The sequence below is a fragment of the Bradyrhizobium sp. sGM-13 genome (assembly GCF_018398875.1).
Taxonomy (GTDB): domain Bacteria; phylum Pseudomonadota; class Alphaproteobacteria; order Rhizobiales; family Xanthobacteraceae; genus Bradyrhizobium.
Genome location: NZ_JAGWDK010000001.1, coordinates 112,056 through 137,926 on the forward strand (window position 1 = coordinate 112,056; position 25,871 = coordinate 137,926).

22 protein-coding genes are annotated in these 25,871 nt (G+C 62.3%); 8 read left to right on the forward strand and 14 right to left on the reverse strand.

Annotated features, from left to right (window positions below; all coding sequences use genetic code 11):
- Positions 1-7 precede the first annotated feature (7 nt).
- Together KJQ96_RS00565 and KJQ96_RS00570 are read right to left on the reverse strand one after the other, a co-directional pair.
- Positions 8-1,381 carry an amidohydrolase family protein gene (locus tag KJQ96_RS00565; protein WP_213285101.1) on the reverse strand — a complete coding sequence of 458 codons (1,374 nt, stop codon included), beginning with the start codon at positions 1,379-1,381 and terminating at the stop codon, positions 8-10.
- Between the two features lie 164 nt (positions 1,382-1,545).
- Complete coding sequence (locus tag KJQ96_RS00570) at positions 1,546-2,109, reverse strand: HdeD family acid-resistance protein (protein WP_213284774.1); 564 nt, start codon at positions 2,107-2,109, stop codon at positions 1,546-1,548.
- Positions 2,110-2,151: 42 nt separating this feature from the next.
- On the opposite strand from KJQ96_RS00570, the gene KJQ96_RS00575 reads away from it, so the two are divergent.
- The gene (locus tag KJQ96_RS00575) at positions 2,152-2,346 is read left to right on the forward strand and encodes a hypothetical protein (protein ID WP_213284775.1); all 195 of its coding nucleotides are present in this window, start codon (positions 2,152-2,154) and stop codon (positions 2,344-2,346) included.
- Positions 2,347-2,538: 192 nt separating this feature from the next.
- On the opposite strand, the gene KJQ96_RS00580 is transcribed toward KJQ96_RS00575, so the two are convergent.
- The gene (locus tag KJQ96_RS00580; RefSeq protein ID WP_249733566.1) at positions 2,539-4,188 is read right to left on the reverse strand and encodes an MFS transporter; all 1,650 of its coding nucleotides are present in this window, start codon (positions 4,186-4,188) and stop codon (positions 2,539-2,541) included.
- Between the two features lie 73 nt (positions 4,189-4,261).
- Positions 4,262-5,260 (reverse strand): glutaminase A, encoded by a 999-nt coding sequence (gene glsA / locus KJQ96_RS00585; RefSeq protein ID WP_213284776.1) that lies wholly within the window; start codon positions 5,258-5,260, stop codon positions 4,262-4,264.
- 499 nt (positions 5,261-5,759) lie between these two features.
- Between glsA and KJQ96_RS00590 the strand changes: the two genes are divergently transcribed.
- The 3 genes from KJQ96_RS00590 (at position 5,760) to KJQ96_RS00600 (ending at position 9,750) form a co-directional block, all read left to right on the forward strand.
- Positions 5,760-6,278: a DUF1269 domain-containing protein gene (locus KJQ96_RS00590; protein WP_213284777.1), complete on the forward strand. Its 519-nt coding sequence runs from the start codon at positions 5,760-5,762 to the stop codon at positions 6,276-6,278.
- 92 nt (positions 6,279-6,370) lie between these two features.
- Positions 6,371-7,933, forward strand: coding sequence for an AbgT family transporter (locus KJQ96_RS00595; RefSeq protein ID WP_213284778.1), 1,563 nt, complete (start codon positions 6,371-6,373; stop codon positions 7,931-7,933).
- 38 nt (positions 7,934-7,971) lie between these two features.
- The gene (locus tag KJQ96_RS00600; protein ID WP_213284779.1) at positions 7,972-9,750 is read left to right on the forward strand and encodes a metallophosphoesterase; all 1,779 of its coding nucleotides are present in this window, start codon (positions 7,972-7,974) and stop codon (positions 9,748-9,750) included.
- Here the strand turns inward: KJQ96_RS00600 and KJQ96_RS00605 are convergent.
- Positions 9,747-10,781: an AI-2E family transporter gene (locus KJQ96_RS00605; protein WP_213284780.1), complete on the reverse strand. Its 1,035-nt coding sequence runs from the start codon at positions 10,779-10,781 to the stop codon at positions 9,747-9,749. The genes KJQ96_RS00600 and KJQ96_RS00605 overlap by 4 nt on opposite strands.
- 172 nt (positions 10,782-10,953) lie before the next feature.
- Between KJQ96_RS00605 and KJQ96_RS00610 the strand changes: the two genes are divergently transcribed.
- A complete protein-coding gene (locus KJQ96_RS00610) occupies positions 10,954-12,633 on the forward strand; it encodes a caspase family protein (protein ID WP_213284781.1) in 1,680 nt (559 codons plus the stop codon).
- 72 nt (positions 12,634-12,705) lie between these two features.
- Here the strand turns inward: KJQ96_RS00610 and KJQ96_RS00615 are convergent, their stop codons facing one another.
- From KJQ96_RS00615 to thiD, 4 genes are all read right to left on the reverse strand, one after another.
- Positions 12,706-13,695 (reverse strand): threonine/serine dehydratase, encoded by a 990-nt coding sequence (locus KJQ96_RS00615; RefSeq protein WP_028348579.1) that lies wholly within the window; start codon positions 13,693-13,695, stop codon positions 12,706-12,708.
- 53 nt (positions 13,696-13,748) lie between these two features.
- On the reverse strand, positions 13,749-14,807 hold the full coding sequence (locus KJQ96_RS00620) for a glycosyltransferase family 1 protein (RefSeq protein ID WP_213284782.1): 1,059 nt from the start codon (positions 14,805-14,807) through the stop codon (positions 13,749-13,751).
- Positions 14,804-15,616 (reverse strand): UDP-2,3-diacylglucosamine diphosphatase, encoded by an 813-nt coding sequence (locus tag KJQ96_RS00625; RefSeq protein WP_057844005.1) that lies wholly within the window; start codon positions 15,614-15,616, stop codon positions 14,804-14,806. The genes KJQ96_RS00620 and KJQ96_RS00625 overlap by 4 nt, the downstream gene beginning before the upstream one ends.
- A gap of 272 nt (positions 15,617-15,888) precedes the next feature.
- Positions 15,889-16,689, reverse strand: a complete 801-nt coding sequence (gene thiD / locus KJQ96_RS00630; RefSeq protein ID WP_213284783.1) for a bifunctional hydroxymethylpyrimidine kinase/phosphomethylpyrimidine kinase — start codon at positions 16,687-16,689, stop codon at positions 15,889-15,891.
- A 131-nt stretch (positions 16,690-16,820) separates the two neighbouring features.
- Between thiD and KJQ96_RS00635 the strand changes: the two genes are divergently transcribed.
- Positions 16,821-17,066, forward strand: a complete 246-nt coding sequence (locus KJQ96_RS00635) for an Lrp/AsnC family transcriptional regulator (RefSeq protein ID WP_065730617.1) — start codon at positions 16,821-16,823, stop codon at positions 17,064-17,066.
- A gap of 263 nt (positions 17,067-17,329) precedes the next feature.
- Entirely contained in the window at positions 17,330-18,124 is a 795-nt protein-coding gene (locus tag KJQ96_RS00640; protein ID WP_213284784.1) for a J domain-containing protein, read from the forward strand.
- A gap of 22 nt (positions 18,125-18,146) precedes the next feature.
- Here the strand turns inward: KJQ96_RS00640 and KJQ96_RS00645 are convergent, their stop codons facing one another.
- Positions 18,147-19,079 (reverse strand): cytochrome c, encoded by a 933-nt coding sequence (locus tag KJQ96_RS00645; protein ID WP_213284785.1) that lies wholly within the window; start codon positions 19,077-19,079, stop codon positions 18,147-18,149.
- Positions 19,080-19,248: 169 nt separating this feature from the next.
- On the opposite strand from KJQ96_RS00645, the gene KJQ96_RS00650 reads away from it, so the two are divergent.
- Positions 19,249-19,665: a CHRD domain-containing protein gene (locus KJQ96_RS00650; RefSeq protein WP_213284786.1), complete on the forward strand. Its 417-nt coding sequence runs from the start codon at positions 19,249-19,251 to the stop codon at positions 19,663-19,665.
- A 204-nt stretch (positions 19,666-19,869) separates the two neighbouring features.
- Here KJQ96_RS00650 and KJQ96_RS00655 read toward each other — a convergent pair whose 3' ends face one another.
- The 4 genes from KJQ96_RS00655 to KJQ96_RS00670 all read right to left on the reverse strand — a co-directional run bounded on the left by KJQ96_RS00655 (position 19,870) and on the right by KJQ96_RS00670 (position 25,870).
- The gene (locus KJQ96_RS00655; protein ID WP_213284787.1) at positions 19,870-20,316 is read right to left on the reverse strand and encodes a cytochrome c; all 447 of its coding nucleotides are present in this window, start codon (positions 20,314-20,316) and stop codon (positions 19,870-19,872) included.
- A gap of 104 nt (positions 20,317-20,420) precedes the next feature.
- Positions 20,421-22,730: a xanthine dehydrogenase family protein molybdopterin-binding subunit gene (locus KJQ96_RS00660; RefSeq protein WP_213284788.1), complete on the reverse strand. Its 2,310-nt coding sequence runs from the start codon at positions 22,728-22,730 to the stop codon at positions 20,421-20,423.
- A 333-nt stretch (positions 22,731-23,063) separates the two neighbouring features.
- Complete coding sequence (murJ, locus tag KJQ96_RS00665) at positions 23,064-24,605, reverse strand: murein biosynthesis integral membrane protein MurJ (RefSeq protein ID WP_213284789.1); 1,542 nt, start codon at positions 24,603-24,605, stop codon at positions 23,064-23,066.
- Between the two features lie 113 nt (positions 24,606-24,718).
- On the reverse strand, positions 24,719-25,870 hold the full coding sequence (locus KJQ96_RS00670) for a DegT/DnrJ/EryC1/StrS aminotransferase family protein (RefSeq protein ID WP_213284790.1): 1,152 nt from the start codon (positions 25,868-25,870) through the stop codon (positions 24,719-24,721).
- Between the last annotated feature and the right edge of the window lies 1 nt (position 25,871).

Here is a 25,871-nt window from a genome sequence, read left to right on the forward strand (position 1 = left end):
CTCTCGGCTACCTAATCTTGTCGCCCGCAACGAGATTCTTGTGGATTTTGCCGTCTTTCATGATGACGAGAAAATTCTTGGCCGGATCTTCTATCAGTTTGATGTTGTCGATTGGATTTCCGTCCACCAGCAGCAGATCGGCAAATGCACCCTCTTCCACTACGCCCAGCTTGCCGGGATAGGGATTGCGAAGTCCAGAGAGGGCAAGCAGCTCGGCGTTAGCCGTGGTCGCCATCTTCAAGACCTCAGCGGCGCTGTACCAGCGAGTCAATTTTGCCAACTGAGCGCCCTGGCGCCTCGCCAGCTTCTGGGAAAACAATATGTCGGTGCCGAAGGCAGTCTTGAGGCGGTATTGCTTCGCCAGCGCATAGACGGTGTCGGTACCACTAATGACCTGCAATTGTTTCGCCCGTTCCTCCGAGCCGGGCGGCAGCGGGGTAGCGTCCTCGTCATCGAAGAATGGCTGCGGGCTGAGCCAAATCCCCTTCTCGGCCATGAGCTTCGCAGTTGCGTCGTCCATCAGGTGGCCGTGCTCGATGCATTTGACGCCAGCCGCGATCGCTCGCTGGATCGCAACCGGCGTATAGGCGTGCGCGACGACGTAGGTGCCCCAGTTGTCGGCCGCTTCGACGGCCGCGCGCAACTCGGCCTCGGTGAAGGTGGATACATCGAGCGGGCTGAATGGCGACGCGACACCACCACCCGCCGTGAGCTTGATCTGCGACGCGCCTTGCATGAGCTGCTCGCGCACACGCACGCGAACCTCATCCGGACTATCCGCAACCATGCTGCCGCCGATTTGCTCCATGCGGCTGAGCAGCCCTCCGATTGTTCGCGGCAGGTCCGTTAGCTGGCGGAAGTCGCCATGGCCGCTGGTGACGGTGATCACAGCACCGGAAGGATAGATGCGCGGACCAGCCACCAGTCCGTCATCGATGGCGCGCTTCAGTCCGAATGCGGGTCCGCCGAGATCGCGAACGGTGGTGAAGCCGCGCATCAGGGTGTCGGCAGCCTCGTCGGCCGCCACGATATTATTGTAAGCGACATCACCGAGGGCGGCGGCGGGTGTCAACCGTGCCATCATCGCATGCCAATGCATGTCGATCAGTCCCGGCATCAGCACGCGTCCTCGGCCGTCAATGACGACCGCTCGCGCGACGTCTGCCGTGATCGCTACGGGCGAGATTTTCTCGATCTTTTTGTCCCTGATCAGCACATTGGACGATGCTGAAAGCGTGTCGCTCCTTCCATCGAAGATACGAACGTTCTGAAACAGCACTGCCGCGCCTTGCTGAGCTTGTACAGGGGGTAAACCCGCCGCGAGGCTCAATGCTGTCGAGGCAGCGACTGCAAGGATTTTGACGACCCGATGCCAAGACATGGAAGACCTCGGCTGAATAACGCTGGAGTTCGGCAAGAACCAGAAACATCGCGACCGTGACGAGAGATTTGGAGGTGTTTGCCCGGAGATCATGCTCAAACAGAAAAAAAGAGCGAGATAACGATTCGAAGAACAGCCATCTCGCTCAAGTAGGCAGGGAGGAGCTACGCGCTTCGGGTGGTAGGCTGCCACGCGTAAGCCAACCATCCGATGCCATGGGAAATCAGATCGACGCCGAGCAGCAATCCGAGGACCCACAAGCCGGTCATCGGAAATCCAGTCAGAATGATGAGGCCAGCCAATACGCCAAACGCGCCGGATAGCAGCATGATCCAGCCCGCCTCTCGCCAATGGCTGATGCTGATCAGGATGCGGACGAAACCGGAAATCACCAACACCAGGCCCAGGACGTAGGTGAGAATCAAGGCGCTGGCGACCGGCTGGCCCACCAGCACGACGCCAAAGGCGATGTACAGGATGCCGAGGAGCACCTGCCATACGAAACCTCCCCATCCCTTGGTCCAGAATGCATGGACGATCTCGAAGGCGCCGGCGATGATCGAAACCCAGCCGATGAAGATAGTGCTGATCACGGTGACGAGCATGACGTCGCCGAGAACCAGGAAGCCGGCCAGGATCAAGGCGAGTCCAAGCAGAACACAGATCCAGAACGGCGGCGCAGGCAGGTTGGTGACGCCCATCGGCGAGCTGTTGTCAATTGTAGTCATGGCAGTCTCCTCACTTCACGTCTCATCGCAGCCTCGAGCAGCGTGGCCATCACCGCCATCGCCAGCCGCACCGGCGACGGCCGCGGTGCCACCAGCAGACCCAACGGCGACGCCGACGACGATGCCAGTGAGGGGGACGCGACGGCCGCGTGGGCGGCCGTCCAGGCGGTCGTCCCGGTGGCCGTCCAGCCGGTGATCCAGGCGGCCGCGTGCCTGGGCCTTGAGCCTCGAGCTTGAAATCTCCGGCGTCCTTTCCAGGATCCTTCTGCACCGCGAGCGGCGCCGCCTCGGCCATGCCTGGTGGCAGGCTTGTGGCCAGGCCCATGGTCACGGCACCGCACGCCAGAGTCCGCAGCGCAGTGCGACGGTCGATTGCATCCATTGTTGTTCTCCTTCTTGGGACGCCCTTTCCTCGCATGCTCGTGCTGATCAGCCGGACCTCAATCGGTTGCCGGGCGCATCACTTGGTATCTCGCCCGGCAGGTAGTTCGGAAGCCGGCCCGCCGGGATGATCGCCAGCAGCGCAAGACCGGCCATGATCAGCAGTCCGGTCTTCAGCGCACGGAGCCGCGCTTCGGTGTTCACGCGCACCGCTTCCTCGACCTGCTGCGGTGTCGCGGTCGTTCCTTCCATCACACTGCGCAGCCGGTCATTGCTGACGAAGGTGATGTTGTCGAGATCGACCTGGCTCTGGATTTCCTTCGGCAGCACGGGGTTGGCCGCGATACTGCCGAGCGCGATCGCACTCAACAGACCGACCAGGAGTGCACCCGCCACCGCCGTTCCAACCGCAGCGGCCAGATTTTGCGTGGTGCCGCGCAGCGACCCGACATCGCCTGCGAGTTCCTTGGGCGAGGCGGTGACCAGCACGTTGAACAACAGCGTTACCAGCGAGCCCTGCCCGATCCCGAACAGAACCAGGCCGATCAGCACAGGAATCTCGCTCCAGTCGTTGCGCACGACAACGGCTAACCACACCAGACCGACCGTACACAGCAGGAAGCCATAGCGACCGATCTGCCGCGGCGTCAGCCGGTCGTAGACATTGACGATCAGCATCGCCGTGAAGAACACCGTCAGATTGAACGGCATCATCGCAATCGCGGTCGCAAGCGGCGAGCGCCCCTGCACGATCTGAATGTACAACGGCACTGAGAAATTAAGCGCCGCCTCCAGCGCGACCACGGCAAACAGCGCATAGACCGCGCAGCGCTCCTCCGGCGAATCGATCACCTCGAGCGCCAATAGCGGAGTCTTCCCGACGGCCTGACGCCGGTGCGTCCACATCAGGAATGCCTGCCCGAGCACGACGCCGAGAACGATCATGATCGGCGCCGGCGAAAGGCCGAGCAGATCGAACGGCGCATTGGCGGTGGCCAGCGCTAGCCCCCATCCGTTCAGATTGTTGAAGCCGAAACTGATGAGAACGATCGCCGATGCGGCCAAAACCACACCGAAGATATCAATCTGCACATCCGGGCGGCCATAGTCGCGCTTGAGCCGGAAACTCAACAGGAACACAATCGCGGAAACCGCGATCAGGATGCCGAATGCGGGCCGCCAACCGATATAAGTGCCGAGCACGCCGCCGATGATGAACGCCAGCACGCCGGCCGCCGCGCGCGCGGAGCCGAGCGCACCCACCGCCGTCGCCTGCTGCCGTCCCGTGTAATTCTCGGCAATCAGCGCCACCAGTGACGGCACGATCACGGCGCCGGCCGCGCCGCAAAGCGCTTGCGCTGTGATCATCAACGTCGCCGTGGGACTGAAGGTCATCAATATCTGCGACGCGCAGAACAGGATGACGGCGAAGCGGAACACCTGCAACGCGCCGAATCGTTGCGCGAGTTTTGCGCCGAGCATCACGAAGCCAGCCACCAGCATGGAATAGGCCACGATACCCGTCGCAACCGTCGTCGGCGGGACGCCAAAACTCTTCACCATCCCGCCGAGCGCCACTGGTAGCGAGGCGACGTTGTAGGACATGATCATCTGGCCGAGCGCGATGGCGATCATCGGTACCCATGACTCCCGCGCACCTTCCCGGATTGCTCCGATCGACATCGAGTGCGTCGCCATGGTGTCCTCCCGAGCGGCTCGGTTCGGGATCGATCGAGCTATCCACTCGATCAATCCACTCTTTGCATCTGCTTCAGTTTTCCGGTTGCGATACGAACAGATCCATTCCCAGCCGCTGCGAGAGGAATTTTGCCGCGAGCTGTCCCTTCACGCTGTTGCCGGCCGCGTCGAGCGGCGGCGCGAAGGTGCCGAAGCCGCCCTTCCCCGGCGAGACCGCGACGATGCCGCCGCCGATTCCGCTCTTCCCGGGCAGGCCGATGTCGTAGAGCCAGTCGCCCGACGTCTCGTATAGGCCGGCAGTAATCATCACGGTCAGCGCATAGTGACAGACTGCAGCATCCACCACGCGCTGCCGGGTAACCGGATTGACGCCGCCGTCCGCCAGCGTCGCGCCCATGACCGCCAGATCCCGCGCACTCACATTCAGCGAACATTGCTTGGTATAGAGATCGGTCGCCTGCTTGGCGTCGCAATAGATGCGGTCGTAGCTCTGCAGCAGCCGGGCGATACTGCGGTTGCGATAGTTGGTTTGCGACGCCGAGGCGTACACCTCTTCATTGAGCGCAAGCTTGCGCCCCGCAAACCGCGACAACCCGTCATGAATGAATTGCCATTGGCCTTCGGCCGTCAGGCCCGGCACGAGGCTGGTGGTCGCGATCGCGCCCGCGTTGACCATCGGGTTGGTGCGGCCACCGCCCTGCTCGATGGCCGCGAGGGAGTTGAAGGGCAACCCGGTGGCGTTCGCCCCAAGTCTTCTGCGCGCCTCTTCCGGGCCGATCGTCTCGCAGACCAGCGCGAACACGAACGGCTTCGATACGCTCATGATCGAGAATTCATATTGGGTGTCGCCGGCCTCATAGAGGCGCCCGCTGGTGCCGGCGACGCAAATCCCGAACAGTTCGCGGGGAACCCTGGCAAGGGCCGGATAGACCTGTGAATTTTGTCCCTCGCCATTCGACTTGAAGCGCCGATGGGCATCGGACACCAACCTCTGCACCATATCTGGCTCGGGCAGATGTCCCGTCGAGATGTACGGCCGTTCTGATCGTTCCGAGATCAAGCGTGAGTCCATGGGACTCCTCCACCCGGCTGCTCGCAAGGGTCGAGCGGTCGGCAACGCAAATTACACGCCGATAGGCGGTCTGCGTTGACCGCCTCTCATTGCAACTGAGCAAACGCTCGAAAGTGCATTGAGTCAATCGTACAACCTTAACGTAGTTTAGGCGCCCGCTACAAAGTTTTGTGATGAGTCGCATGATGCTGATCATCTATCGACAAACCTCGGCGAATTAGAAACCAATTTGACCGAGCGCGCTGTCACGGGTTTGGTGGGAGCGATCAGCGAGCCATGATGCGCTCGCTCGCAGGTTGTGATACAGTCAAAACTATGCCGTGCGCCGCCAAGGCGAAGCTGCCTGCCGTTGGCAAACCGCGGCTCTGCGGGATCGTCCTGATCGGCCGATTTTCCCGACGAGCTGTGTTGTTTGCTTCACTGCCGCAGAAAGGCGTCGACCCCTCGCGCGCCGCGTATGACTCGGACCGTCCATCACATCGAGTTGGAGGATACGAAGATGTCAGATCTGAGCGCAATCATCTATCCATCGGAAGCAAAGGCAGAAGAAGTACGGCAGCGCCTGTTCAAGTTGCAGAAGGAATACCTGATCACGATCAGCGATGCCGTGATTGCGGTGAAGACGGAAGCCGGCCCCGTCAAGCTCAATCAGTTCGTCAACACGACAGCGGTCGGAGCCGTATCGGGCAGCTTCTGGGGACTGCTGATAGGCGTGCTCTTTCTCAATCCCATACTGGGCGTCACCCTCGGTGCGGCGTCCGGTGCGCTCGGCGGCGCGCTGTCCGATTACGGCATCGATGACGCATTCATGAAGGATCTCTCGACAAGCCTGCAACCCGGCAACGCTGCGCTGTTTGTTCTCGTCAAGAACATGACCGCTGACAAGGTGCTGCGCGAGATCCAGGACGCTGGCGGTACCGTGCTCAAGACGTCGCTGGATGACAGCAAGGAGCAGAAGCTTCGCGAAGCGCTCGCAAAGGCGAGTGCCGAGCAGCCCCCACAGACGGACGCCGCCTAGCTCTGGCGGACGAGGTCCGTAGGACCTGCCGGTGGCGGTAACGATAGCGCGGCCGGCCTCCTCGAAGGATGCGCTCAGCAAGGACGGCTTTCATGCGCCGCGCAAGCGAAGCAGGCACTGAGACGGCCAGGGCAAGCACGCCGGCTATCCTCGACGCGATCGAGCGGATCGGCAACAGCGTTCCCCACCCGGTTCTGATCTTCCTGATTCTGATCGCCATTGCCGTGATCGCTTCGCACCTGCTCTATTTGCTCGACGCGTCGATTTCCTATCAAATCATCAATCCGACGACCCACGGCACGGAGACCGTGACAGCCCGCGCCAACAGCCTGCTGACGACGGAAGGTATCAGGCACATCTATACGCGGCTGGTGCCTAACTTCATGGGCTTCAGCGCGGTCGGACTGCTGATCGTCGCCATGATCGGCGTCGGTGTCGCCGAGGAATCGGGCCTGGTCAACGCCTGCATCCGCAAGCTCGTCGCCGCCTCACCGCGCTGGACGCTTTCGTACATTCTTGCCCTCGTCGGGATCCTCTCGAGTGTAGCCTCCGATGCGGGTTACCTCGTGCTGATCCCGCTCGCCGGCACGGCGCTGATGAGCGTCGGCCGGCATCCGCTGGCGGGTCTGGCGCTAGGCTTCGCGGGCGTGGCCAGTGCCTTCAGCGTAAACATGCTGATCAAGCCGCTCGATGCCGTCCTCACCGAACTGACCAACGACGCCATTCACATCGTCAACCCATCACTCTCGATCGAAGTGACAGCCAATTTATGGTTCTCGATTGTGTCTGTCGTCGTATTGACGATCGTGATTGCCTTGATCACGGAGCGGATCATTGAACCGCGCCTTGGCGCGTATCGCGAGGATCAGGCCAGCGCAACGCTGCCCCCGCACGAGGGCGGACAACTCTCCGCACGAGAGACGCGCGGCTTGAGGTATGCCGCCGCGGGACTGCTGGCTGTCACGCTGGTCTTCTGCCTGCTGACGCTGCCGCCATGGGCCCCTCTCCGCGATCCAGCGACCGGAGCGCTGGTCGGCAATTCACCTTTCATGAACGGGCTGATCGGCCTCGTCATGATCTTGTTCCTGGTGACCGGCATCGCCTATGGCATCGGCGCAGGAACAATCAGGCACGCTACCGACGTCATCGATGCGATGACCAAGGCGGTCTCGGGCATGGGCGGCACGATCCTGCTGTTCCTGGTCATCAGCCAGTTCGTCGATTACTTCACCTACAGCAACATTCCGACGCTGCTTGCGGTCAAGATGGCGGATACCCTGAAGGACGCGAGCATCGGCCCGCTATGGCTGTTGCTGGGACTTATTGCGGTGGTTGCAATACTCGATCTGGTCTTCACGCCGGCTATCGCCACATGGGCGATCTTTGCGCCAGTGTTCGTCCCGCTGTTCGTGCAGTTGGCCGTCGATCCGGCGGCAGTTCTGGCAGCATACCGGGTCGGAGACGGGCCGATGAACTCGATCACTCCGCTCAATCCTTACTTCGCGCTCGTTGTCGGCTTTGCCCAGAAGTACGACCGCAGGGCAGGCGTCGGCACCGTCATCGCGCTGATGCTGCCCTATGTGCTCTACATGTCCGCACTTTGGACACTTCTTTTTGTCGCGTGGTACCTGTTGGGCCTCCGCTGGGGCGTTTAGCCGGAGACGGCGCGAGCGGCAGGATGCGGTATTGAGCAATGACGAAGCCGATCTCCGAACGACACGCCATCAAAGCCGCAAAGAATACGCTGGTCGATCCGCGCGACGGCGATATCGAGGATGATGCCGCCAGTCCGGGACAGCGGTCGCTGCTGGCAATCGCCGGAAGCCTGCTGGTCGAAATCAGTTTGCCGAAGCTGTTGTTCGCCTGGACGGTCTTGCTGTTGTTGCCGTCGGTGTTGCTCGGTCTGGCGCCGTTGCTGGCTTCGGCCTGGTTTTCCACCTTGTCGGAACAGCTTGCAGCGCTGACCGAAATCGGCACCGCGCTGTTACTGGCCGCGATCGTCGCGGTGGGATGGGTCGGATGGCGCCCGCTGCTTCGGATCGCCGAGATCAATTTCTGGTCGCTCAATGCACTCGCGGTGCAGCCGGGCTATGCGTTTGCGCGCGAAGCCTTGCGTCATCTGACGGAACTGATCGTAGGAAAAAACTTCACCCCTGCCGGCCGGGCGCGCTTGCGCAGCGCCAATTCGGTTGGCGCCGGCATCATGTTGTCGGCATGCGCGGCGGTGATCGCGATACTCGCCTGGCCTGCCTCGCGTTGGGCTGGTAACTGGAGCGATCTGCTCTTGCTGCATCGGCTCGCCGTGCCCACGCTTGCGAATGCAGTTGTACTGATGGCAGGCTATCTGGCGGTCGCATCGCTGGTTTGGGGTTTTGCCGATGCCAGCATGCCTCAACCGCTAGATCTTGCCATGTTCGATGCCGCCTCGGCCGAGGGCCGGACTTGGCGCGTTGCGCATCTGTCGGATATTCACGTGATCGGCGAGCAATATGGCTTTCGCATCGAAAGCGGGCGGGCTGGTCCGCGCGGCAATGGCCGGCTCAATCGAATTCTCGCGCGGCTGGCCGCCATCCACGCCAGCAATCCGCTCGATCACGTTCTGATCACGGGCGACATGACCGACGCCGGTCGCGCCAGCGAATGGGCATTAGTCCTCGAAGCACTGGCGCGCCACCCGGAGCTTGCCGCGCGCACGATCCTGTTGCCGGGCAATCACGACGTCAACATCGTCGACCGCGCCAATCCGGCTAGGCTCGACCTGCCGTTCAGCATCGGCAAGCGGCTGCGGCAGATCCGGACGCTGTCGGCGATGGCGGCCGTGCAGGGCGAACGGGTGCACGTCGTCGATGCCAAGGGAAGACCGGCCGCTACGTTGCAACAGGCGCTGGCGCTGCACCGCGACGCGATCGTGGCCGTTGCGGAGTCTGGAGGTTTGCGCCGTGTCGCCGCGCTGCGCAGCCTCTTCGACGACCAGTTTCCGATGATCCTCCCGCCGGAGCCGGCAGATGGCCTCGGAATAGCTATCCTGAACTCGAATGCAAAGACCCACTTTTCCTTCACCAACGCGCTCGGACTGGTATCCGTCGAACAGGCGCATCGCCTCGAGGCAGCCATCGGATATTTTCCGCGGGCGCGCTGGATCGTCGCATTGCACCACCACCTGGCGGAATATCCCATGCCGGTGAAAGCATTTTCCGAGCGCATCGGAACGGCGCTGATCAACGGCAGTTGGTTCGTCCGCAGATTGGAAGCGCTGGGAGATCGCGCCGTCGTGATGCATGGCCACCGTCATATCGACTGGATCGGCGCATGCGGCGGGCTAAAAATCATCTCCGCTCCGTCGCCAGTGATGGGTGCGACCGACGCTGCGGCGACGTACTTCTATATTCATTCGCTGACGGCCGGCCATGATGGCCGGCTGGGCCTGTTGCCGCCCGAGCGGGTAGAGATCGAAGGCGAGACAGCCGACTAGAGCTTGCCGGGTTTCTCCGGCTCCGGTCCGCCGAGCAGATCAGCAATCCAGCTGCTCGACGGATGCTGGGCACAGAAGGTGAGTGTGGCGAGCGCGATGGGCACGCCGATGAAGGTCCCGAACAGGCCCCACAGGAACGTCCAGAAGAAGATCGCAAATAGCACCACCACCGGCGAGATCGACAACAGGCTGCCGGCCACCCGCGGCTCGATGTAGCTGCCGACCGCGAATTGAATGATGTTCAGGCACACGAATACGCCGAGCACCGCCGGCCAGGTCTCGAACTGCGTCATCGCCAACAGGGTTGGAAACAGTGTCGCAACGAACGGGCCGATGAACGGGATATAGTTCAGCACGAACGCGATAACGCCCCATTCGAGCGCGAATGGCAGCCCGGTAATCCAGGCGAAGCTGCCGACCAGCAGGCCGGTGACGGCGCTCATCTGCGTCCGCACCAAGAGGTACTTTCGGAACTTCGCCGCGGTCGCTTCGCTGCCGTCGAGCAGCACGCGTGCTGCAGTACGGTTGTCCAGCCGTTCGATGTTTCGCCTGATGCTTTCGACTTCGAGAAGCCCCAGCATGACGTAAACCAGCGCAATCACCCAGAAGCTGAGTGTCGTGTTCACCCGTCCGGTGACATATTGCGTGGCGCGCAGCAGCCAGCCTACGTTGAAATGTTCGGCCCACAGGCCCGCAACGGACACGCCGTGGCCGTCCAGCCAATCTACCGTCGCCGCATAAAGGGCCTGGTAGCGCGCCAGGTCGGCGAGCAGTGACTGCCCAACCCGACCAAATCCCCAGGCTGCGAGCGAGGCGAAGCCGAGGCAGACTGCCACGGTGGCGACAATGGTGATCGCCAGCGCGGCAAGTTTTGGCATCCATGACTGCAACTGCTTCTGGATCGGCCACACAATCGCAATGATGAACAATGCCGCCGCAAGCGGCGCGAACACACTGCTCGCCTGAGCCAGCGCCGCCGTGACCAACACGGCCGCGATAATTCCTGTGGTGGTCTTTAGTCCGAAGCCCATTTCGGGTTCCTCCGACCGTGGAGCAACCCGAGATTGTCAGCGGCATCGTGCGGCGGCAAGCATGGAAGTGCCGCGCGCTGCAACCGTGACCGCGGTCACGTACGACAGCCCGCACCCGGCTTAGCATCCCAGCAGCAAATCTCGCAACGAGGTCTCGCCTGAGGAGGCAGCCATGTCCCGCTTTAAGTCATTGCTATTGGGTGCCGGCCTGCTGGCAGGCCTGTTCGGCTTCGCTGGTGCGGCGTTGGCCGAAGCCCCGAACGTCGACATCCGCAACGGCATGCAAACGCCGCCGGCCGACCAGCGCGTCGCGCTGGTGATCGGCAATTCGAATTACCAGATCGCGCCAAAGCTCGCCAATCCCGGCAACGACGCGCAATCGATGGCGCAGCTTTTGAACTCTGCCGGCTTCGAGGTCACCCAGGCCACCGACCTGACGCGCAGCGACATGGTCAAGGTCGTGCAGGACTTCTCCACCAGGGTCGCCGAGCGCGGCCCCGGCACCGTCGCCATGATCTATTATGCCGGTCACGGCGTGCAGGTGGCGGGCGAGAACTATCTGCTTCCAGTCGATGCGAAGATCGCTTCGCCGTCCGATCTTGACGGCAATTCGGTCCGGCTGGTCGATGTGATGGGCACGCTGGAATCGATCCCGAGCCGGATGCGCATCGTGGTGCTCGATGCCTGCCGCAACAATCCGTTCCCCGAGATCAACGATGCCGGGCGGGGCTTGGCAATCGTCGATGCGCCCCGAGGCTCGATCGTCGGCTACTCGACCGCGCCGGGCATGGAAGCGCAGGACGGCGACGGCAACCACAGCCCGTATACGTCAGCTTTCCTGAATGTCGCACGCGAGCCGAACCTGCCGATCGAGCAATTGTTCAAGCGTGTCCGGCTCGAAGTGAACAACACCACGTCCGGAAAGCAGACACCGTGGGAGAGCTCGTCTCTGACCTCCGACTTCTATTTCTTCGGCGATACCGCGGTCGCCGCAGGCCGCGCGCCGGATCGCCGCCCGATCATCCAGGCCGCGTCGAGTCTGCCGTCGCGTTCGGTGCGCCAGGCTTACGACTACGTGCTGTCGGAAGGTTCGCCCGAGTACTATGAGGAATTCATCCGCCTTTACCCGCATGACCCGCTGTGCGACCACATCCGCATGCTGCTCGGCAATTTGCGAATGGCGACGGCGTGGCACAAAGCGGTGGTCGCCAACTCGCCGTTCGCCTACAAGACGTTCCATGACAATTATTCCAACAGCCCCTACGCCAAGTCCGCGTTGAAGCTGCAGGTCGCGCCGAAGGCCGTGCCTCTGATGCAGTTCACGCATCTGGCGAAGCAGTCGCCGAATTTCAAACCGGCGAACATCGGCAATTCACCCATGCTCGGCATCTCCAAGCACAATCTCGGTGCCCAGGCCCACATGCCGGTGCCTTCCAAGATCATCACGCTGCCTGCCAAGGGCACGGCAACGAATAACCCGATCAATGGCGGCATCAACAACGGCAAGATGGGCAAGATCACGACCCTGCCTGGCAAGCTCACTGGCAACAGTAATGGCATTGGCGGAAAGGCCACGACCCTGCCCGGCAAGATCAACCCGATCCCTGTCAATGCCAGCAACAACAGCAGCAAGGTCGGCAAGGTCACGACCTTGCCGCCCAGGATTCATAACAACCCGATACGGGTCACCAAACCCATCACGACCAGGCCCATGATGACTAGGCCCATGATGACCACCGCGCCGCGTCGGGTCAGCGGCGGCATGGGCGGCGGAGGTTTCAGCCAGCACTTCGCCTCAAGCCCGTCCCGCAGCTCGTTCGGCGGGTCATTCGGCGGCGGCTTCAGGCGCTGAATAAGGATATCCGGGCAACAAAAAAAGCGGGCAGCGCACATGCTCTGCCCGCTTTCGTTTAAGATGTAATGATCAGGCGACCAGTTTGGCGAACAGGTCCGCGTCGACGTTGCCACCGGAAAGCACGATGACGACGTTCTTTCCCCTGGCATCGATGCGGCCGGCCAACAGTGCGGCGAGGCCGACAGCCCCGCCGGGCTCGACCACCAGCTTCAATTCCCGGTAGGCATATGCCACCGCCGCGCCGACTTCCTCGTCGGATGCGGTCACGCCGTTTGCGAGCAGCTTGCTGTTGATCGAGAAGGTGAGTTCGCCCGGCATCGCCGCCATCAGCGCATCGCAGATGGTGCGGCCGGCGGCGTGATGGGCCTCGCGATGGCCGGCGCGGAGCGACAGGCCGTGATCGTCATAGTCCTTGGGTTCGGCGACAATCACCTGCGCTTGCGGAAATTTTGCCTTCACGGCCGTCGCGACGCCGGCGATCAGTCCGCCGCCGGAGGCCGGCGCTACCACGATATCGGGTACGAGCCCGAGCGCTGTCATGTCCTCGGCGATTTCGCGGCCCGCAGTGCCCTGCCCTGCAATGACGAAGGGATCGTCATACGGCCGGACCAGTGTCGCACCGCGTTTGCCGGCGATGCCGTTGGCGATCGCTTCGCGGTCCTCCTTGTCGCGGTCGTAGAGCACCACCTCCGCGCCATAGCCCTTGGTGCGCTCGCGCTTGGTGATAGGCGAGTCCGCCGGCATCACGATGGTGGCCTGCATGTTGAGGATCTGCGCCGCCGCCGCCACGCCCTGCGCGTGGTTGCCGGAAGAGAAGGCGACCACCCCGCCGCCGCGCTTGTCCTGCGGGATCGAGGCCAGCTTGTTGAAGGCGCCGCGGAACTTGAACGATCCGGTCCGCTGCAGCATTTCGGGCTTCAGAAAGACCTTGGTCCCGACGCGCTCGTTGAGAACGGGGAACGACAACAGCGGCGTCCGCACCGCGAACGGGCCAACTACGCGCGCCGCCGCATCGATATCTGCAGCACCGACCGGTGCCGTTGAGGCTTTTTCCGTCATGCGCACTTTGTATCGCGCAAGCGGACCGGCGGGCAATACAGATTCAGGTGATATCAGGCGGCGAAATGCGGGTCCTCCGCCACAAATTCGGCCAGCTCGCCTTCCGGCTGCAGGGGACCGAGATTGAGGGCATGGTCGACAAATACCCGCGCCGAGGCCTGCCAGGTATGGGCGGCGGCAAATTCCACGCATTCGTTCCGCGAAATCTGCAGCGCCCCCAGGCAGGCCGCGCGCAAATCCTCGTTCAGCACGCCAACCGGCGCCGAGCCGATCACGTCGCGGGGACCGTTGACCGGAAAAGCCGCAACCGGCAGGCCACTGGCCAGCGCTTCCAGCAGCACCAAGCCAAACGTGTCGGTCTTGCTAGGAAACACGAAAACATCGGCCGCCGCATAGATTTCGGCCAGTTCCTCGCCATGCCGCGCGCCAAGGAACACGGCGTCAGGATATTTGCGCTCCAGCGACATCCGGGCCGGCCCATCGCCGACGACGAGCTTGGTGCCGGGCAGATCGAGATCGAGGAAGGCTTCGAGATTCTTCTCTACCGCGACACGGCCGACGCTGAGATATACCGGCATCGGCAGGCAGAGATCGACGCTGCGCGGATGGAATAGCGAGGTATCGACGCCGCGCGACCACAGCACCACGTTGCGAAAGCCACGCAGGCGCAGCTCAGCCGCCAGCGCCGGCGTCGCCGCCATCACTGCCCGGCTCGGCCGGTGGAAGGCACGTAGCGCCCACCAAACCCAGGATTCCGGAATCGGCGAGCGCGCCGAGACATATTCCGGAAACCGGGTGTGAAAGCTCGTGGTGAACGGCAAGCCGCGCTTGCGGCAATAGCGCCGCACCAACAGCCCAATCGGCCCCTCGGTCGCGATATGTATGCTGTCGGGCCTTGCCGCTTCGATCAGTTGTGCGATCTTGCCGGGAAGCGGCAGAGCCAGCCGCAGGTCGGGATAGCTCGGCATCGCAAAGGTGCGAAACGATTGCGGCGTCAGAAAACTCACCTCGACGCCAAGCCCCGTCGCCGCCTCCGCCATCGCGGTCAGCGTCCGCACCACCCCGTTGACCTGGGGATGCCACGCATCGGTCGCGACGAGGATATGCGTCATGCGGCGCGCGCCGCGACGCGGGGAACGGGCACCGCCCTTCGCTGCGGATCGGTCCAGGTGATGATCTCGAACCGGCCGTCCTCGTGCTCGGCGAGCGCGGTGCAGCTTTCCACCCAGTCGCCGCAATTCATGTAGCGGATGCCGTGCTCGTCGCGGATGGTGGCGTAGTGGATGTGGCCGCAGATCACGCCGTCGGCGCCGTGCCGCCGCGCCTCGCCGGCCAGCGTCTGTTCAAACGCGCCGATGTAGTTGACGGCGTTCTTGACCTTCAGCTTCGCCCATTGCGATAGCGACCAATAGGGCACGCCGAACATGCGGCGGAAGAAGTTGACGAGGCGATTCATCTGAATGGCGAAGTCGTAGGCCTTGTCGCCGAGATGGGCGAGCCAGCGCGCGTTCTGCACCACGAGATCGAAGATGTCGCCGTGGATGATGAGATAGCGCTTGCCGTCGACGCCGGTGTGGATGGTGTTTTCCACCACGTCGATGCCGCCGAAATGCGTACCGTAGTAGTTGCGCAGGAACTCGTCGTGATTGCCCGGCACGTAGATGACTTTGGCGCCCTTGCGCGCCTTGCGCAGCATCTTCTGCACGAAGTCGTTATGCGATTGCGGCCAGTACCAGCTCGACTTCAGCGCCCAGCCATCGACGATATCACCGACGAGATAGATGGTGTCGGCGTCGTGGCTTTTGAGGAAGTCCAGCAAACGGTCGGCTTGCGAGCCGCGGGCTCCGAGATGGACGTCGGAGATGAACAAGGTACGAAAGCGCCGCTCGGGGCTCTCTTCGCTCAGGGAGTCACTGCCCATATCTGTGCACCTACCAGATTTCTGTGACAGGGCGATGACTGTTCACGCGACCTATAGCCCCACGAGAATCAATGCCGCGCCCTTGGCTCTCGCGGATAGCAGCGCGATGCGACAGGCAAGCGACACGGCCTCCGCAACATCTTCTCGTCGTCCCTGCGAGCGGAAGGGACGCATAACCACCGATGCTTATTGTTGGAGAAGATAACGAGCCGCTTGCTTCAATTGACAAGCCGCGGCGTATGGTCCCTGCGTTCGCAGGGATGACAGTTCAGCTAGTAAAACTTATGAAAATGGTGGATCGGGCCGTGACCGCGGCCGACGCTGAAGCGATCTGCCGCCGCAATCGCAGCGCTGACCCACGCCTTGGCGTTACGCACGGCGGTTTCCATGTCCCCGCCTTTCGCGAGCTCCGCTGCAATCGCCGAGGACAATGAGCAGCCGGTGCCATGGGTATTTTTCGTCGCAATGCGCGGCGCGGCCAGCGCGATGGTGCCGCTCGTGCCGATCAGATAGTCGACGCATTCGGCGCCCTCCCCGTGGCCGCCCTTGATCAGCACCGCCTTGCAGCCCATGGCCAGCAATCGCCTGCCCTGGCTTTCGACGGCGGCCTCACCCGCAGCCACCGGTTCGTCGAGCAGCGCGGCGGCCTCAGGCAAATTGGGCGTAATGACCGAAGCAAGCGGAATGAGTTTTGTCCTGAGCGACTCGACCGCTTCTGCAGCCAGCAGCCGATCGCCGGAGGTTGCGACCATCACGGGATCGAGCACGACATGATGCGGCGACCAGCGCTTGAGACCGGCGACGATGGCGTCGATAACCGATGGCTGCGCCACCATGCCGATCTTGACTGCTCCGACGTCGAGATCGGAAAACACCGCATCGATCTGCGCGGTCACGAACTCCGCCGGCACCTGATGGATGCCGCTGACGCCTTCGGTATTCTGTGCGGTCAGCGCCGTGATGACGGAGGCGCCGTAGACGCCGAGCGCGGCAAACGTCTTCAGGTCGGCCTGGATACCGGCGCCGCCAGAGGAATCGGAGCCGGCGATGGTCAGCGCGATCGGCGCCGTCATCGCAAACCTCATGCAAGTCGTAGGTTGAAGGCCATGGAATGTCCTACCGCGCCATGGCATGGCCAGCAAGCTGGCTTGCCATTATCAGCGGTTTTGGCCTATTGGGACCAACCAATTCGGAGAAGACAGCGATGGTTCCCTTCTTTGTCCAGTTCAAATGCAAACTCGGCCAATCCTATGCCGTCGCCAATGCGCTCGCGGAGGCCGAGATCGCCTCGGAGATCTATTCCACTGCCGGCGACTACGATCTGCTGGTCAAGTTCTACGTCGATAAGGACACCGACATCGGCCATTTCGTCAACGAGAAGGTGCAGGTGATCCCGGGGATCCAGGACACCCACACCATCATCACCTTCAAGGCGTTCGGCACGGGTTAGGTATCGGCTCGTCTTCCCGCCTCCATCGCCGAAATCCTCGCCCGGCGGATGGCTGGATGGTTTTGGGCGCAGGCCGCACCGCTTCAGCCTCCCCCGATCGCGGGGCTTCTCACCGCAGTGCATGGTTAACGACGTTAACCATGGCATGCTTTTGCCATAAGGGGATCATCCTACCGCCTTGATATTTTTGATTATCTAGGGCGTCGTCAATCGGAAGTTCCGCGGCGGGGACGGTCCGAGGGGAAACGGTCGCGAGTACCACCATGGGGACGCTGTACGATTTGCTCGGAGCGCTTCCGAGTGATGACGCCGAGGAATTGCGGAAGGCATTCCGCAAGGCCGCGAAGGCGACCCATCCCGATATCAATCCCGACAATCCCGACGCCGCGCTGAGGTTCAGAGAACTCGTGCGCGCCTATGACATCCTGACCGACACCGAGCAGCGCGCGACCTACGATAAGTTGCTCGCCATTGCGCTGCAGCCGCCTGCCACGAAGGCAATCCAGACATATGAGACCGTACGAAAGGTCGCCTCCAATACGATGGCGGCAACGGTCATTTCCGCGGTGCTGGTCGGCGGCTACACCGTGTTCGGATTATTTTCAAAAACGCCGGGCGCCGCCGAAATACTGGCCGACAGAACCGCCGGCGGCGTGCAGGAAGTTGCGGCCGTGCAGCCCGACACTCCAGCGCAGGACGAACTGCGCATCCAGCGCGGTGGAGAGGCTTTAGCCAGCGGAGCGGTCGCGCTCGCCTCCACAGCAGCCAAGGAATCGGGCGCCGCCCCCATCAGCCGCTTCGAGCCCGTCCCGGCGTTCGCCACGTACAATCTGGGCGTTCAATATTATCCGCGCTTCGCCACCGCCTATTTCGATCGCGGCGTCGTGCTGTACCGGATGGGCGATTTCGATCAATCGTTCGCCGACGTTGCGTCGGCCAAACGTCCCGCGGATTTGAAACGGACCAAAACTGCCACGCCCGTGCCGCGCAAGCCATTGATGATCGTGCCCACCCTGCCGGAACGGCGCGAGGCGATCCCCGCGGCCATTACGCCCTGACGACGCACGAACCTATTTTCTGTCACGACTTTTCTGCGTTCTCCTTCTTCGGACGCGGCGGTCCCTCGACCGGCGGCAGCGACTTGATATACTCTGCGATGGCATCGCGATCTTCCGGCGGCAATTGCGACGTGTTCTTGATCACGCGCGCCATAGATCCGCCTGCAGTGTCGCCATCGAGCGTTTGCCCGGTTTCGAGGAAGTAGGCGATATCCTTCGCACTCCACTCGGCCAATCTTTTCTGGGTGATGTTGGGTACCCAGCCCTCTCCTTCCGGATTGGGCCCGCCTGCGAAGCGTTGCGCTGCGACGATACCGCCGAGGAAATTGCGCGGGCTGTGACACTCGGCGCAATGGCCCATACCGTTGACGAGGTAAGCCCCGCGATTCCACGACGCCGAATGTGAGGCATCGGCTACGTGAGGCTTTCCATCCATGAACAACCATTTCCAGACTCCGATATTGCGACGGATATTGAATGGAAACGGCACGTCGTGATCGCGCGTCTTGCCGCTTACCGGCGCAAGCGTCTTCAGATAGGCAAAGAGATCACGAACGTCATCGACGGTAGCGTTCTGGTAGGACGTATACGGAAAGGCCGGAAAATAATGCACGCCGTCCGGCGACGTCCCTTTGAGCACTGCGGTCACAAAATCCGCCTCGCTCCACCGGCCAATACCGTAGGTCGGATCAGGCGAGATGTTGGGAACGTAGAACGTCCCGAACGGAGACGGCATTGCTAACCCGCCACCGAGCTTCAGCCGATCGGGCTGGTTGGGAACGGCATGGCAGGAGGAACAGCCTCCGGCGTTGAACGTTGCAACGCCGTTGGCAAGGTTCGGCGTGCGAGGAGGAAGCGAGGCTGGAGCAACGACCGCCGGGATCGTCAGCCACCAGAAGACACCGGCCCCGGCGACACCAGCCAAAATCAAGCCAAGGAGAATTCGTCGCAGCATTCACTGATCCGTAGTCAGGGAGTCCTAAACTCAACAACCAGTATGGACGCACTTTGCGCCATAGGCTTCTGCGAAATTTCGAACCTTTGTCTGCATCTCGGGAATAAATTCGGAAAGGCGTTGTTTTGAGGCTGACATCGCCGTTTTGACGTCCACAGGGAGAAACACCATGTCGAACAAGACCATGCTTGTCACCCTTGCGCTGGGGATTGCTTTTGCAGGGCCCGCTCTTGCCGACAAGATGAAGGCGACCCTCGACGGCAAGTCCCAGGTGCCGCCCAGCACCAGCGCGGCCACCGGTACCGCCGACATCGACTACGATCCCGCGAGCAAGAAGCTGAGCTGGAAACTGAGCTATTCCGGCCTGTCCGGCCCTGCCACCGCCGCACATTTCCACGGGCCCGCGGAAGCCGGCAAGAATGCCGGTGTCGCTGTCGCCGTCCCCAATGCGACGTCGAGCCCGGTCGAGGGCAGCGCGACGTTGACCGATGCGCAGGCCGCCGACCTCGTGGCCGGCAGGTACTACATCAACATTCACACCGCAGCCAATCCGGGCGGCGAAATCCGCGGCCAGGTGACCAAATAAATCAAGTCACCAAGTAGATTCGGTGACGAAGCAGGTAAGTTCGAACGCGAGTAGACGAACGGGCTGACGCCAAAGGGCGGACACTTCGCGGCGTCCGCCCTTTTTCGAGGCCAGAGCATGATCCGGAAAAATGTGTAGCGGTTTTCCATCGCGACAAACGCGGAACGCGTTTGCGCGGAGATCATGCACAAAGTTAGAATGCGATCAGCCCTTCTTGATCCGATATGTTTCGTGGCAACCACCGCACTGCTTGCCGATGACAGGCAGTTCCGCCTTTAACGTGTCGAGATTCTTGATCTTGCCTTTGGCATCGGCGACGACCTTGGCGAAGCTCTTAATTTGGGACTCGAAGCCAGCCTTGTCTTCCCAGACTTTCGGCGAGGCATCGTAATCACCCTCCATCTTGAGACCTTTCATGCTCTCGGGGAACAGCGTCGGAAGGCTCTTGGCGGTGTCTTCGAACTGAGCCAGCGCGGCATTGACAGTCGACTGGTCGTAGGGCTTTTCGCCCTTGACCATCGCCGACAATGCGCCTGCGTTCTTGCCATTGTCCTTCATCATGGCCTGGGTCCGCTTGACCTGATCCTGCTGTGCAACGACCGCACCGGCACTGAATGCAAGCACAGCTGCGACGACGACGATCCGCTTCATTGGCTAAATCCCCTCCGATTCGGGTTTGTACCGGCCCCAAGATGGTGCGGACCGGCTCTTTGCAAACACCGCAGGCGGCGCATCATTCCGCATGCGACAAAATATCAGAGATTATGCCGTTTCTGTGCCTCGCGAATTGCGATCCAGACCCGTTCGGCCGTGGCCGGCATGTCGATGTGATCGATCTTGTACTCGCGCCACAGACCCTCGATGATCGCGTTGACCACCGCGGGGCAAGAGCCGATCGCGCCCGCCTCGCCTGCGCCCTTGACGCCGAGCGGATTGGTCGTGCACGGCACATTGTGCGTTTCGAAATGGAATGATGGGCCGTCGGAGGCCCGCGGCACAGCATAATCCATGAAAGTGCCGGTGACGAGTTGGCCGTCGGTTGCGCTATAGACGGCGTGCTCCATCAAGGCTTGACCAATGCCCTGCATCGCCCCGCCATGCACCTGACCGGCGAGCAGCAACGGGTTGAGCGTGACCCCGAAATCGTCGACGATGACATAGTTGACGATTCTAATGATGCCGGTGGCGGGATCGATCTCGACTTCGGCGAGATGCGTGCCGTTCGGGTAGGTGCCGTCGGCCTGCGCAAACGTCGCGCTCGCATTCAGTTTCGACGGATCGACGCCTGGCCGTTTCGCGAGGTCTGCAAAACTGATCGAGCGATCGGTGCCGGCGATGCGCACGACACCATTGCTGATCTCGAGGTCGCCGGCGCTGGTCTCCAGCGCTTCGGCCGCGATCTCCTTCAGCTTGTTGCCGAGTTCGCGCGTGGCGCGCTCGACGCTGACGCCGCCCGTCGGAATCGAAGAAGAGCCGCCGGTGCCGAGCCCGGTGGCGATCTTGTCGGTGTCGCCCTGCAAGACATGAACACGCTCGGGCGGCACGCCGAACTGCTCGGCAACGAGCTGCGCATAGGCAGTCTGGTGGCCCTGCCCGCTCGACTGTGTGCCGATCAGGACGTTGATGTCGCCGTTGGGATCGAGCGCGACGTTGGCGGTCTCCTCGCCCATCGTGCCGCAGATCTCGACATAGCAGGACATGCCGATGCCGCGCACGAGACCTTGCTTCTTCGCCGCCTTGGCGCGCTTCGGAAATTCCTTCCAGTTGGCGACTTCCATCGCGCGCTTCATATGCGCGGTGAAGTCGCCGGAATCGTAGACCTTTCCGGTCGCGGTCTTGTAGGGCATCGCCTTCGGCGGAATGAAGTTCTTGCGCCGGATCGCATCCGGCGTCATCCCGAGCTTTCGCGCGGCCGCATCGACCAGACGTTCGACCACATAGGCCGCTTCGGGGCGCCCGGCGCCGCGATAGGCGTCGACCGGCACGGTATTGGTGAACACGGTGCGGACGCGGCAGTGGAAGGCCTGGATGTCGTAGAGCCCGGGCAGCATGCCGGCGCCGCCATGCGGGATGTAGGGCCCAAAGGTCGAGAGATAGGCGCCCATGTCGCCCATCAGATCGACGTCCATGCCGAGGAATTTGCCGTCCTCGGCCAACGCCATCTTCGCGGTCGTGACGTTATCGCGGCCCTGCGCGTCGCCCATGAAGTGATCGGAGCGATCCGCGGTCCATTTGATGGTCTTGCGCAGCTTGCGCGCCGCTACCGAAATCAGCGCATATTCGCGGTAGGGAAACAGCTTTGTGCCGAAGCCGCCGCCGACGTCGGGACAGATCACCCGCATCTTTTCCATCGGAATCTTCAGCACCATCCCGCACAGGATTTCGCGCAGGCGATGGCTGCCCTGGCTGCCGATGGTCAGCGTCAGATGATCGCGCTTGGCGTCGTATTCGGCGACCGCGGCGCGCGTCTCCATGAAGTTGGTGATGACGCGCGGGTTGACGATCGATATCTCGGCGATCGCATGCGCCTTGGCAAAGGCGGCCTCAGCCGCCTTCTTGTCGCCGATCGACACGTCGAACAGCACGTTCCCGGGCTTGTCAGGCCAGACCAGCGGCGCGTCTTTCTTCACGGCGTTGACGACGCCGACCACGGACGGAAGCGGCGTCCAGTTGACGTCAATCGCCTCAATCGCGTCACGCGCCTGGTCGATGGTGTCGGCGACCACGAAGGCGACAGCGTCGCCGACATGGCGCACCTCGTCCTTGGGAAGAATCGGATAGGGCGGGCCGGTGAACGGATCGACTTCCAGGTTGAACAGGCACGGCAGGTCGCCGAGATCCCTGACGTCGTCGGCGGTCAAGATCGCCGCTACGCCCGGCATCCCGCGGGCCTTGGTGACGTTGAGGGTGAATTTCGCGTGCGCATGCGGCGAGCGCAGCATCAGCGCGTGCAACGCCGGCTGTGGCGAATGGTCGTCGGTATAGCGGCCCTTGCCGCGAATGAGCGCGTCGTCTTCCTTGCGAAGAACGCTTTGACCGACGCCGAACTTGATGGGAGCTGCCATCGTATCTCCAATTGCCGCTAGCGCGTGATGAGTTTTCCTGGAAACGTCACCGCACTCACTTTTGTTTTGAGCATGATCCTTTCGGAGAACCCGGTACCCGCGTTTCCGGATCACGCACCTGGAAGCGTTCTATATTGCAGCGGTTCGCGAGCCAGCGCAAACCCGCTTTTAGCGGCGACTACTATTCCAGCGGCCGGATTTTCCGCACCTGCACAACAAGAAAACTTGATGACGTCCGACTCACAATGCCGGCGTTTTTCCGGCGGCAGACGCGAACCTGCGCCAATGCAGCCACCGCGCGATTTCTAGAAAATTTCTTTTATTCACAGAAGTTTAGCCCCGGGATTGGCGGTCGCGGAGCAGCACAAATAGCCACCCTCTGCCAAACAGCAGCAGGATCAAGACCCCGTACACGAATGCACCAGCCACGATCAGCAGCAGTAGCGAGGTCTCGTCGCGGAAGATGTGCATTTGCGCGAAGTAGAAACTAGCGAATCGCGCGGTGGCCCACAGCGCGGCGCTGAGCACAATACCGGCCGCGGCGAACTTGGCGAGCGACGTCATCCAGGCGCGGTCGAGCTCGAGGTAGCCCGCCCGCACCGCGAAGGCGAGCACCAGCAAAAGATTGACCCAAGCCCCAATGGCGGTGGCGAGCGCCAGGCCGATTTGCGCCAGCGCGCCCATCAGCCCGACCTTCAGCGCGACGTTGACGGCAACGCCGGTTAGCGCCGCCTTGACCGGCGTCGCGGTGTCATGACGGGCATAGAAGGTTGCTACCGCACTACGGATGGTCACGAACGGGATGAGTCCGATTGCGTAAGCGGCCAGCGTGGCGCCGGCAGCCACCGCGTCCGCGTTCGAGAACGCGCCGCGCGCAAACATCGCGCGCATGATCACGTCAGGCACGGTGAGGAAGGCGGCGACGAAGGGCACCGAAAACAGCAGCGAGAATTCGAACGCCCGCCGCTGCGCGGCGGATGCACCGGTGATATCGTTCGCCGCGAGGCGCCGCGACATTTCCGGCAGCAGCACGGTGCCGATCGCGATTCCGATCACGCCGATCGGCAACTGGTTGAGACGGTCGGCGTAGTACAACGCCGAAAGCGCACCCGCCGGCAGAAAGGTCGCGATGATCGTATCGGCGAATAACGCGATCTGCGTTCCCATCGAGCCGATGGTCGCAGGCCCCAGCGCCCGGAAGAACGCGCGCACGTCTTCGTCGAATTTGATCGAAGCGAATTTCGGCAGGATGCCGGTCTTTGCCGCGTCACCCGCCAGCAGCAGGAACTCGAGGATGCCGGCGAGCAAAACGCCCCATGCCGCGGCGTAGCCCGTGCCCGGAAAGAACGCCGCCAGCGCCAGCGTCGCCATCATCGACAGATTGAGGAAGATCGGCGCGGCGGCAGCGCTGGCGAAGCGATGCATCACGTTGAGCATGCCGCCGTACAGCGTCACCAGCGTGATCAGCAGCAAATACGGAAACGTGATCCGCGTCAGCGAAATCGCCAGCTCGCCACGCGCCGGATCGTCCTTGAACCCCGGCGCGAGAATGGCGATCACCTCCGGCATGAACCACCACGCCAGGACGAGCAGGATCACCTGCACGGCAAACAGCAGCGTGAAGATGCGGTCGGCGAATAGCCGCGCCGAGGCTTCACCCTTGCCGTGCAGATGCGCGTAAGCCGGCACGAAGGCAGCGTTGAAGGCACCTTCGGCGAAGATAGCGCGAAAATGATTGGGCAGCCGCAGCGCCACGAAAAACGCGTCCGCGACGGGGCCTGCGCCGAGAATCGCGGCAAGCATGATATCGCGCGCGAATCCGGTCAGCCGCGAAAGCAGCGTATAACCGCCGACGGTGAAGATGCGTCCGAGCATGCGCTGCTTCTAGCGCATATTCGCAAAGCGGGGAAATCAGTTCGCTAGCAGTTTAGCCATGATGTTGACCGAAACCGGCCACCACTTTGCCGACGCGGCCCTTCGGGTCGGGATCACGCCTGAAGCGCGCCGCGTACCGCCTTGATGACCCGCTCCTGCGTCGGCTCGTCGAGATAGGCATGTATCGGCAGGCTGATGACGTCGGCGGACAGGCTCTCGCATACCGGCAGTCCGCCATCCGCGACCGGGAAATCGCGATAGGCGGTCTGCTGATGCATCGATTTCGTGTAGTAGATCGCGGTCGGAATCCCCTGCGCCCTCAAGTCGGCAGCGAAGCGATCACGGTCCGTGCCTTTGGGCAGGCGGATCGTATAGCACGCCCAGATCGAACTGCAGCCGCTGGCAAGACGCGGCACCGTCACGACATTGCCGAGGCCCCTTGCATAGCGCTCCGCGACCACATTGCGCGCCGCGATCTCGTCCTCGAAGATTTTCAGCTTCTCGATCAGAATCGCAGCCTGCATGGTGTCGAGCCGCGCGGTAAGCCCGATACGGACATTGTCGTATTTGTCCGAGCCCTGGCCGTGGATGCGGATACTGCGCAGCGTTTCGGCCAGCGCATCGTCGTCGGTGAAGATCGCGCCGCCGTCGCCGAAGCAGCCGAGCGGCTTTGCGGGAAAGAAGCTGGTGGTGGTCGCCAGACCGAAGGTGCCGAGCCGGCGGCGCTTGTAGCTGGCGCCAAAGCTCTGGGCGGCGTCGTTGAGCACGAACAGGCCCTCGGCTTCCGCGACGGCGCTGATCGCGTCCTGGTCGGCCGGCTGTCCGAACAGGTCGACCGGAATGATGGCGCGCGGATTCAGGCCACGCTGCCGCGCCGTCACGATGCCGCGCTTGAGTGAGCCGGGGTCGATGTTGAAGGTTACCTCATCGACATCGACGAAGACGGGCGTGGCACCGGTCAGCACCACCACCTCGCCGGTCGCGCAAAAAGTGAAGGACGGACACAGCACGGCATCGCCTGGGCCGATATTTTTCGCCATCAGCACCATCAGCAGCGCGTCGGTGCCGCTGGCGCAGCTCACCACATGCTTGGCGCCGCAAAATTTCGCGAGCGCGGCTTCCAGCTCAGTGACCTCCGGTCCATTGATGAACTGGCAGTGATCGAGCACGCGGGCAACGGCCTCATCGATCGATTTGCCGAGCCGGCGGCGCTGCGCAGCGATATCAGCGAAGGGAACGGGTTCTGAACGCATGTGCTGGTTCATG